The organism is Streptomyces sp. NPDC059851, assembly GCF_042732005.1.
Lineage (GTDB): Bacteria > Actinomycetota > Actinomycetes > Streptomycetales > Streptomycetaceae > Streptomyces.
Genome location: NZ_JBHWJJ010000096.1, coordinates 24,066 through 31,543, shown reverse-complemented (window position 1 = coordinate 31,543; position 7,478 = coordinate 24,066). Strand labels below are relative to the sequence as shown.

8 protein-coding genes are annotated in these 7,478 nt (G+C 73.7%); 2 read left to right on the top strand and 6 right to left on the bottom strand.

The window, feature by feature from the left end; translation table 11 throughout:
• The 5 genes from ACFV7Q_RS27220 to ACFV7Q_RS27200 all read right to left on the bottom strand — a co-directional run.
• Positions 1 to 1,509, bottom strand: a 1,509-nt coding sequence (locus ACFV7Q_RS27220) for a DEAD/DEAH box helicase (protein ID WP_385432151.1), incomplete at its 3' end; no start/stop codon positions are given.
• A gap of 122 nt (positions 1,510 to 1,631) precedes the next feature.
• Positions 1,632 to 1,835: a cold-shock protein gene (locus ACFV7Q_RS27215; protein WP_385432150.1), complete on the bottom strand. Its 204-nt coding sequence runs from the start codon at positions 1,833 to 1,835 to the stop codon at positions 1,632 to 1,634.
• Between the two features lie 225 nt (positions 1,836 to 2,060).
• Positions 2,061 to 3,218 carry an acetyl-CoA C-acetyltransferase gene (locus ACFV7Q_RS27210; protein ID WP_385432148.1) on the bottom strand — a complete coding sequence of 386 codons (1,158 nt, stop codon included), beginning with the start codon at positions 3,216 to 3,218 and terminating at the stop codon, positions 2,061 to 2,063.
• Positions 3,219 to 3,255: 37 nt separating this feature from the next.
• Positions 3,256 to 3,894: a TetR/AcrR family transcriptional regulator gene (locus tag ACFV7Q_RS27205; RefSeq protein WP_385432146.1), complete on the bottom strand. Its 639-nt coding sequence runs from the start codon at positions 3,892 to 3,894 to the stop codon at positions 3,256 to 3,258.
• A gap of 15 nt (positions 3,895 to 3,909) precedes the next feature.
• Positions 3,910 to 4,755, bottom strand: coding sequence for an SDR family oxidoreductase (locus ACFV7Q_RS27200; protein WP_385432145.1), 846 nt, complete (start codon positions 4,753 to 4,755; stop codon positions 3,910 to 3,912).
• 147 nt (positions 4,756 to 4,902) lie between these two features.
• Here ACFV7Q_RS27200 and ACFV7Q_RS27195 point away from each other — a divergent pair, with 147 nt between their 5' ends.
• Positions 4,903 to 6,048, top strand: a complete 1,146-nt coding sequence (locus ACFV7Q_RS27195) for an acyl-CoA dehydrogenase family protein (RefSeq protein ID WP_385432143.1) — start codon at positions 4,903 to 4,905, stop codon at positions 6,046 to 6,048.
• The gene (locus ACFV7Q_RS27190; protein WP_385432141.1) at positions 6,048 to 7,115 is read left to right on the top strand and encodes an acyl-CoA dehydrogenase family protein; all 1,068 of its coding nucleotides are present in this window, start codon (positions 6,048 to 6,050) and stop codon (positions 7,113 to 7,115) included. The genes ACFV7Q_RS27195 and ACFV7Q_RS27190 overlap by 1 nt, the downstream gene beginning before the upstream one ends.
• Here the strand turns inward: ACFV7Q_RS27190 and ACFV7Q_RS27185 are convergent.
• Positions 7,040 to 7,447, bottom strand: a complete 408-nt coding sequence (locus ACFV7Q_RS27185; protein ID WP_385432139.1) for a VOC family protein — start codon at positions 7,445 to 7,447, stop codon at positions 7,040 to 7,042. The genes ACFV7Q_RS27190 and ACFV7Q_RS27185 overlap by 76 nt on opposite strands.
• Positions 7,448 to 7,478 lie beyond the last annotated feature (31 nt).

Sequence of the window (7,478 nt, the reverse complement as noted above, 5' to 3'; positions counted from 1 at the left end):
GGACGGGCCCTGGCCGCCGGCCCGGTCGCCGACCTGCCCGCCGCCGCTGCGGCCGCGGCCGGAGCGGCGCCGGCCGCCGCCCGAACCGGAACCCGTTCCGGCTCCGGAGCCGGAACCGGGGCGGCCGCCGTTCCGGGGCTTCGGCGGGGTGGGCTGCGGCACCTCCAGGACGACGGGGACGCCCGAGGGCACCCGGGCGCCGGTCAGCCGGGCCAGTTCCTCGTCGGAGGACTTGATCTGGGCGGTGCGCGGGGAGATCCCCGCGTCCGACATCAGGCGGACCATGTCGCGCTTCTGGTCGGGCAGCACCAGCGTCACGACGCTGCCGGACTCGCCGGCGCGCGCGGTGCGGCCGCCACGGTGCAGGTAGTCCTTGTGGTCGGTGGGCGGGTCCACGTTGACGACGAGGTCGAGGTCGTCGATGTGGATGCCGCGGGCGGCGACGTTGGTCGCGATCAGCGCGGTGACCTCGCCGGTCTTGAACCAGTCGAGGGTCCGGTTGCGCTGCGGCTGCGAGCGGCCGCCGTGCAGCCCGGAGGCGCGGACGCCGTCGGCGAGGAGCCGCTTGACCATGCGGTCGACGCCGCGCTTGGTGTCCACGAACATGATCACGCGGCCGTCGCGGGCGGCGATGCGGGTCGCCACGGCCCGCTTGTCGGTCTCGTCCATGACGTACAGGACGTGGTGCTCCATGGTGGTGACCGCGCCAGCCGACGGGTCGACGGAGTGGCCGACCGGGTCGTTCAGGAACATCTTGACGAGCTTGTCGATGTTCTTGTCGAGCGTCGCCGAGAACAGCAGCCGCTGGCCGCCCGGCTCGACGAGCTTCAGCAGGGCCGTGACCTGGGGCATGAAGCCCATGTCGGTCATCTGGTCGGCCTCGTCGAGGACGGTGATCGAGACCTGGTCGAGGACGGCGTCGCCGCGGTCTATGAGGTCCTTCAGGCGGCCGGGGGTGGCGACGAGCACCTCGGCGCCGCGGCGCAGGGCGCCCGCCTGCCGGTTGATGGACATGCCGCCGACGACGGTCGCGATGCGCAGGCTCAAGGCCGTGGCGTACGGAGTGAGGGCGTCGGTGACCTGCTGGGCGAGTTCGCGGGTCGGTACGAGGACCAGCGCGAGCGGCGCCTTCGGCTGCGCTCGGCGGCCGGCGGTGCGGGCGAGCAGGGCCAGGCCGAAGGCGAGGGTCTTGCCGGAGCCGGTGCGGCCCCGGCCGAGCAGGTCGCGGCCGGCGAGGGAGTTCGGGAGGGTGGCGGCCTGGATGGGGAAGGGCTCGGTGACGCCCTGGGCGGCGAGGGTCTTCAGCAGCGCCCCGGGCAGGTCCATGTCCTCGAAGGAGGCGGCCGGCGGGAGTGCGGGCACGACCGGCTCGGGCATGGTGAACTCTTGGGGCCTGGGGGCGACGGACGCGGACTTCTGCCGTTCCGCACCAGTCTTCGGACGTCCCTGGGCCGCGCCTCGGCCCCGGGTGGGGCGGCGGCTGGGTCGTGCGGAGCTGGAGCTGGTCATGCGAGAAAGCCCTTCTGGAACCGGCAGGTACAACAAGGTCGGGACAGCATGCAGGAAAGGTCGGGACAGCACGCAAGCCGGGGCCCGCACCTCTCGGTGCGGACCCCGGCGGGTGGTGTGCGTCAGGCAGGCAGGATGTTCTCGGCCTGCGGGCCCTTCTGGCCCTGCGTGACGTCGAAGGACACGCGCTGGCCCTCGTGGAGCTCACGGAAGCCCTGGGTGGCGATGTTCGAGTAGTGGGCGAAGACGTCCGGGCCGCCGCCGTCCTGCTCGATGAAGCCGAAGCCCTTTTCCGAGTTGAACCACTTCACGGTGCCAAGTGCCATGGCGAATCTCCCTGATCAGGCGGTAGGGCCCCATCCGGTGATTCCGGCGAGAAAACAATAAAAGCGCCTGAGGAACATTCCCGTCAGGCGCACATAAAGTTCATGGGTACCACAACTGCAACGCCGCCTAAGCTAGCACACTTCACGGGGCCGCGGGCGGCGGCCGTGGTGGGGCCGGGGGCGGCGGCCGCAACCGGGCCGGGGGCGGCCCCCGGCCCGGTTGCGTCACAGCCTCTCGATGACGGTGACGTTGGCCTGGCCTCCGCCCTCGCACATCGTCTGCAGGCCGTAGCGGCCGCCGGTGCGTTCCAGTTCGTGCAGCAGCGTGGTCATCAGCTTCACGCCGGTCGCGCCCAGCGGGTGGCCCAGGGCGATCGCGCCGCCGTTGACGTTGACCCGCTCGGGGTCGGCGCCGGTCTCCTTCAGCCAGGCCAGGACGACCGGGGCGAAGGCCTCGTTGATCTCCACCAGGTCGACGTCGTCGAGGGACATGCCCGTCTTCTTCAGGGCGTGGGCGGTGGCGGGGATCGGCGCCGACAGCATGCGGATGGGGTCCTCGCCGCGGACCGACAGGTGGTGGATGCGGGCCCGCGGCCGTAGTCCGTGCTCGGCGACGGCCCGCTCGGAGGCGATCAGCAGGGCCGCCGCCCCGTCGGAGACCTGGGAAGAGACGGCCGCGGTGATCGTGCCGCCCTCCAGGACCGGCTTCAGGGCGGCCATCTTCTCCGGGCTGGTGTCCCTGCGGGGCCCCTCGTCGTGCACGACGTCCCCGTACGGGACGGTCTCGCGGTCGAAGCGGCCCTCGTCGATCGCGCGGACCGCCCGCCGGTGTGAGCGCAGCGCGAACTCCTCCATGTCCCGGCGGGAGATCCCCCACTTACGGGCGATCAGTTCGGCGCCGTGGAACTGGTTGACGGGCGCGTCGCCGTAGCGGGCTCGCCAGCCGGTGCTGCCCGCGTACGGGCCGCCGGTCAGGCCGAGCGGCTCGGCGGCCTGCCGCGAGGCGAAGGCGATCGGGATCATCGACATGTTCTGGGTGCCGCCGGCGACCACCAGGTCCTGGGTCCCGGACAGCACGCCCTGGGCCGCGAAGTGCACGGCCTGTTGCGAGGAGCCGCACTGCCGGTCCACGGTGACGCCCGGTACCTCCTGGGGCAGTCCCGCCGCCAGCCAGGCCGTCCGGGCGATGTCCCCGGCCTGCGGCCCGACCGTGTCCAGGCAGCCGAAGACCACGTCGTCCACGGCGGCCGGGTCGATCCCGGTGCGCTCGACGAGGGCGGTGAGGACGTGCGCGCCGAGGTCGGCGGGGTGGACCGTGCTGAGCCCTCCTCCGCGCCGTCCCACGGGGGTGCGTACGGCGTCGACGATGTAGGCCTCGGGCATGGCGGCTCCTCGGGTCGTGTCCCGCGGGGGTCGCGGGTCAGCTGCGCAGGGAGATCCCGTCCAGGACCATCGACAGGTACTGCCGGGCGATCTCCTCGGGGCTGTGCTGTCCTCCCGGCCGGTACCAGGACGCCGCCACCCACACCGTGTCGCGGACGAAGCGGTAGGTGAGGCGGACGTCGAGGTCGGCCCGGAAGACCCGGTCGGCGACCCCGCGTTCCAGTGTGCCCAGCCAGGCCTTTTCGAACCTGGCCTGCGATGCGGCGAGGTAGTGGAAGCGGGGCTGGTCGGTGAGGTGGCGTGCCTCCTTCTGGTAGATCGCGACGGCGGCGCGGTGCCGGTCGATCTCGCGGAAGGACTCGGTGACGAGGGCCTCGATGGTCTCCCGGGGGCCCAGCCGGGCGGCGAGGACGGCGTCGTAGCCCTCCCACAGCTCGTTCAGGAAGGTGGAGAGGATTTCGTCGAGCATCGACTCCTTGGAATCGAAGTGGTAGTAGAGGCTGCCGGCGAGCATGCCGGCGGCGTCGGCGATCTTGCGGACGGTGGTGGCGTTGTAGCCCTGGGCGGCGAACACCTCGGCGGCGGTGTCGAGGAGTTCGCGGCGGCGCTCGGGGCCGGCAGCCGCCTGCGCCTTCTTCTTGCCCGTCGTCTCGTTCGTCGTCTCGTTCGTTGGCACGGGCCCATTCTCGGGCTAGGCCCGCTGGCTGCTGACCGACACGGTCTCGCCGGTCATGTACGAGGAGTAGCCGCTGGCCAGGAAGACGATGACGTTGGCGACCTCCCAGGGTTCGGCGTACCGGCCGAAGGCCTCGCGGGCCGTCAGCTCGGCCAGCAGTTCCTCGCTCGTGACCTTGGCCAGGTGCGGGTGCACGGCCAGGCTGGGGGCGACCGCGTTGACCCGTACGCCGAACCCGGCCGCCTCCAGGGCCGCGCAGCGGGTCAGGGCCATCACCCCCGCCTTGGCGGCGGCGTAGTGGGCCTGGCCGGCCTGGGCGCGCCAGCCGAGGACGGAGGCGTTGTTGACGATGGCGCCGCCGCCGTGCGGGGGAGGCGCTGACCGGGCTGCGGCGGCGGCCTTGAAGGAGCGCAGGGCGGCGCGGGTGCAGCGGAAGGTGCCGCCCAGGGTGACGTCGAGGACTTTGCCCCACTGCTCGTCGGTCATGTCGACGAGGGCGGCGGTGCCGCCGAGGCCGGCGTTGTTGACGACGACGTCGAGGCGGCCGTGGGTGCGTTCGGCGTACGCGAAGAGGGCCTGGACCTGGGCCTCGTCGGTGACGTCGCAGGGCAGGGAGGTGACCCGGTCCGGTCCGAACTCGGCGGCGAGCACCTCCTCGGTCTCCTTCAGGCGGCGGGCGTGGGCGTCGCCGAGGACGACGCGGGCGCCTTCCTGGAGGAAGCGGCGGGCGGTGGCCCCGCCGATGCCGGCTCCGGCGGCTGCGGTGACGACGGCGCTGCGGCCGTCGAGCAGCCCGTGCCCGGGGACGGGGTCCGGTGGTGCGGGCGGTGTCGGCGGTGTCGGCGGTGCGGGGGTGTCCATGCGGTGCCTCCTCGGCGTCGGCGCCTGCGGTGGGGTCCGCGCCCGCACGGCCGGCAGCGGTTCCGGCCGCGGCGCCCTCGACTCCGGTCACGCCCGCACGTTAACCTACCAAACACTTGTTAGGGAACCCGGGGAGGCGAGCGCCTGATGGACCTGACCCATCCACCGGAGGTGGAAGCCTTCCGGGCCGAGGCCCGGGACTGGCTCGCCCGCCACGTCCCCGCTTCCCCCCTGCCCTCCCTTGAGACCGCGGAGGGCTTCGCCGCCCACCGCGCCTGGGAGGCTGAGCTGTACGCGGACCGCTGGTCGGCGGTGTCCTGGCCCGAGGAGTACGGGGGCCGGGGAGCGGACATCGAGCGGTGGCTGGTCTTCGAGGAGGAGTACTGGGCCGCGGGCGCACCCGGCCGGGTCTCGCAGAACGGCATCAGCCTGTTGGCACCGACGCTCTTCGCGTACGCGACGCCCGAGCAGCGGGCGCGGGTGCTGCCGCCGATGGCGAGCGGCGAGGTGGTGTGGGCGCAGGCCTGGTCGGAGCCGGAGGCGGGCTCCGACCTGGCGTCGCTGAAGTCCCGGGCGGTGCGCACGGACGGCGGCTGGCTGCTGTCGGGGCAGAAGACCTGGTCCTCGCGGGCGGCGTTCGCGGACCGGGCCTTCGGCATCTTCCGGACCGGTCCGGACGGTGAGCAGCCGCACCGGGGGCTGACGTACCTGATGTTCGACCTGCGGGCGCCGGGGGTGACGGTGCGGCCCATCGGTCGCCTGGACGGCAAGCCGGCCTTCGCGGAGCTCTTCCTGGACGGGGTGTTCGTACCCGACGGGGACGTGATCGGCGGGCCCGGGCAGGGCTGGCGGATCGCGATGTCGACGACGGGCGACGAGCGGGGGCTCACGCTGCGTTCGCCCGGCCGGTACCTGGCGGCGGCCGGGCGGCTGCTCGCGCTGTGGCGGGCGGCCGGGGACCCAACGGACACGGCGCTGCGCGACCGCGTGGCGGACGCGCTGGTCGGGGCGCGCGCGTACGAGCTGTTCACGTGGGCCGGTGCGGCGCGGCTGGCGGCGGGCGGGCGGACCGGGGCCGAGTCCAGCCTGAACAAGGTCTTCTGGTCGACGTACGACATCGCGCTGCACGAGACGGCGCTGGACCTGCTGGGCGCGGACGCGGAGCTGGCGGACGGGGAGTGGGCCGAGCCGTGGTTGTTCTCGCTGGCAGGGCCGATCTATGCGGGCACGAACGAGATCCAGCGCGACATCATCGCCGAGCGGCTGCTCGGCCTTCCGAAGGGCCGCCGCTGATGCGTTTCCTGCTGACGGAGGAGCAGTCGGACTTCGCCCGGGCGCTGCGCGGGCTGCTGGCCGGCGCGGAGGTCCCGGCAGCCGTACGGGCCTGGGCGGCCGGGGACCCGGGCCCGGGACGGGCGCTGTGGGGGCGGCTGGCGCGGGCCGGGCTGTTCGCGCCGGCCGTGCCGGAGGCGTACGGCGGGGCGGGGCTGCTCCCGGTGGAGCTGGCCGTGGCGCTGGTGGAGGTGGGGCGGGCGGGGGTGCCGGGGCCGGTGGTGGAGACGGCCGCGGCGGCCGTGCTGCTGTCGCGGCTGGGGGACGAGGCAGTGGCGAAGCGGTTCCTGCCGGGGCTGGCGGCGGGCGGGGAGGCGGTGACGCTGGTGCTGCCGGGCGGGAGCCCGTACGCCCTGGACGCGGACACGACCGCGTACTGCTTCACGGTGTCGGAGTCCGGCGAACTCCGTGTGGTCCCGGCCGGGACCGGTGGCGGCGCACGGCCGCTGCGGTCGACGGACCCGGCGCGCCGGCTGTCCCTCCCCCCGGCCGGGGGCGAGCTCCTGGCCGTCGGCCCGCACGTCACGGCGGCGGCCGGGGAGGCGGCCCGCTGGGCGCGGCTGCTGACGGCGGCCCAGTGCCTCGGCCTGGGCGAGGAACTACTGGCCCGCACGGTGGGGTACGCCCGGCAGCGCACCCAGTTCGGCATGCCGATCGGGGGCTTCCAGGCGGTCAAGCACCGGCTCGCGGACACGCTCCTGGCGCTGGAGTTCGCGCGGCCGCTGCTGTGGGCGGCGGCCCTGTCCCCCGCCCCGGGCGAGGTCGCGGCGGCGAAGCTCGCGGCGGGCGGGGCGGCGTACGGGGCGGCCTTGACGGCGCTCCAGGTGCACGGGGCGGTCGGCTACACCGAGGAACTGGACCTGTCCCTGTGGCTGCGCAAGGCACGCCCCCTGCGGGACGCCTGGGGCAGCCCGCGGGACTGCCGGGCGGCGGTCGTGGCGGAGGCGCCAGGTCAGGCGGGCAGGTTCAGCTGCCAGGAGACGCCGAAGCGGTCGTTGACCCAGCCGAAGCGGGCGCTGAAGCCGTAGTCACCGACGGGCATCAGCTCGGCGCCCTGCTCGGCGAGGGCCGCGTAGAGGCGGTCGAGCTCGGCCTCGGAGTCGCACCGGACGAAGAGCGAGACGGCCGGGGTGAAACCGAACTCGTGCTTGACGAAGCTGTCGATGCACATGAACTGCTGCCCGGCGAGCGAGAACGTGGCGTGCTGCACGCTGCCCTCGGGGCCGGGCCCCTCGGCGCCGTAGCGGGTGACGTCGATGACCTCGGCGTCGTCGAACAGCGACGTGTAGAAGGTCATCGCCTCCTCCGCCCTGCCCTCGAACATCAGGAACGTGGTGATCTTCTGGGGTGCCGGGGCCATCGTCGCGTCCGCCTTCCCGGATCGGGTGGGA

Excerpts from the sequence above, each read along its gene's own strand:
- ACFV7Q_RS27210 (WP_385432148.1), bottom strand. The coding sequence starts at position 3,218 with ATGCCCGAGGCCTACATCGTCGACGCCGTACGCACCCCCGTGGGACGG.
- ACFV7Q_RS27215 (WP_385432150.1), bottom strand. The coding sequence starts at position 1,835 with ATGGCACTTGGCACCGTGAAGTGGTTCAACTCGGAAAAGGGCTTCGGC.
- ACFV7Q_RS27195 (WP_385432143.1), top strand. The coding sequence starts at position 4,903 with ATGGACCTGACCCATCCACCGGAGGTGGAAGCCTTCCGGGCCGAGGCC.
- ACFV7Q_RS27190 (WP_385432141.1), top strand. The coding sequence starts at position 6,048 with ATGCGTTTCCTGCTGACGGAGGAGCAGTCGGACTTCGCCCGGGCGCTG.
- ACFV7Q_RS27185 (WP_385432139.1), bottom strand. The coding sequence starts at position 7,447 with ATGGCCCCGGCACCCCAGAAGATCACCACGTTCCTGATGTTCGAGGGC.
- ACFV7Q_RS27200 (WP_385432145.1), bottom strand. The coding sequence starts at position 4,755 with ATGGACACCCCCGCACCGCCGACACCGCCGACACCGCCCGCACCACCG.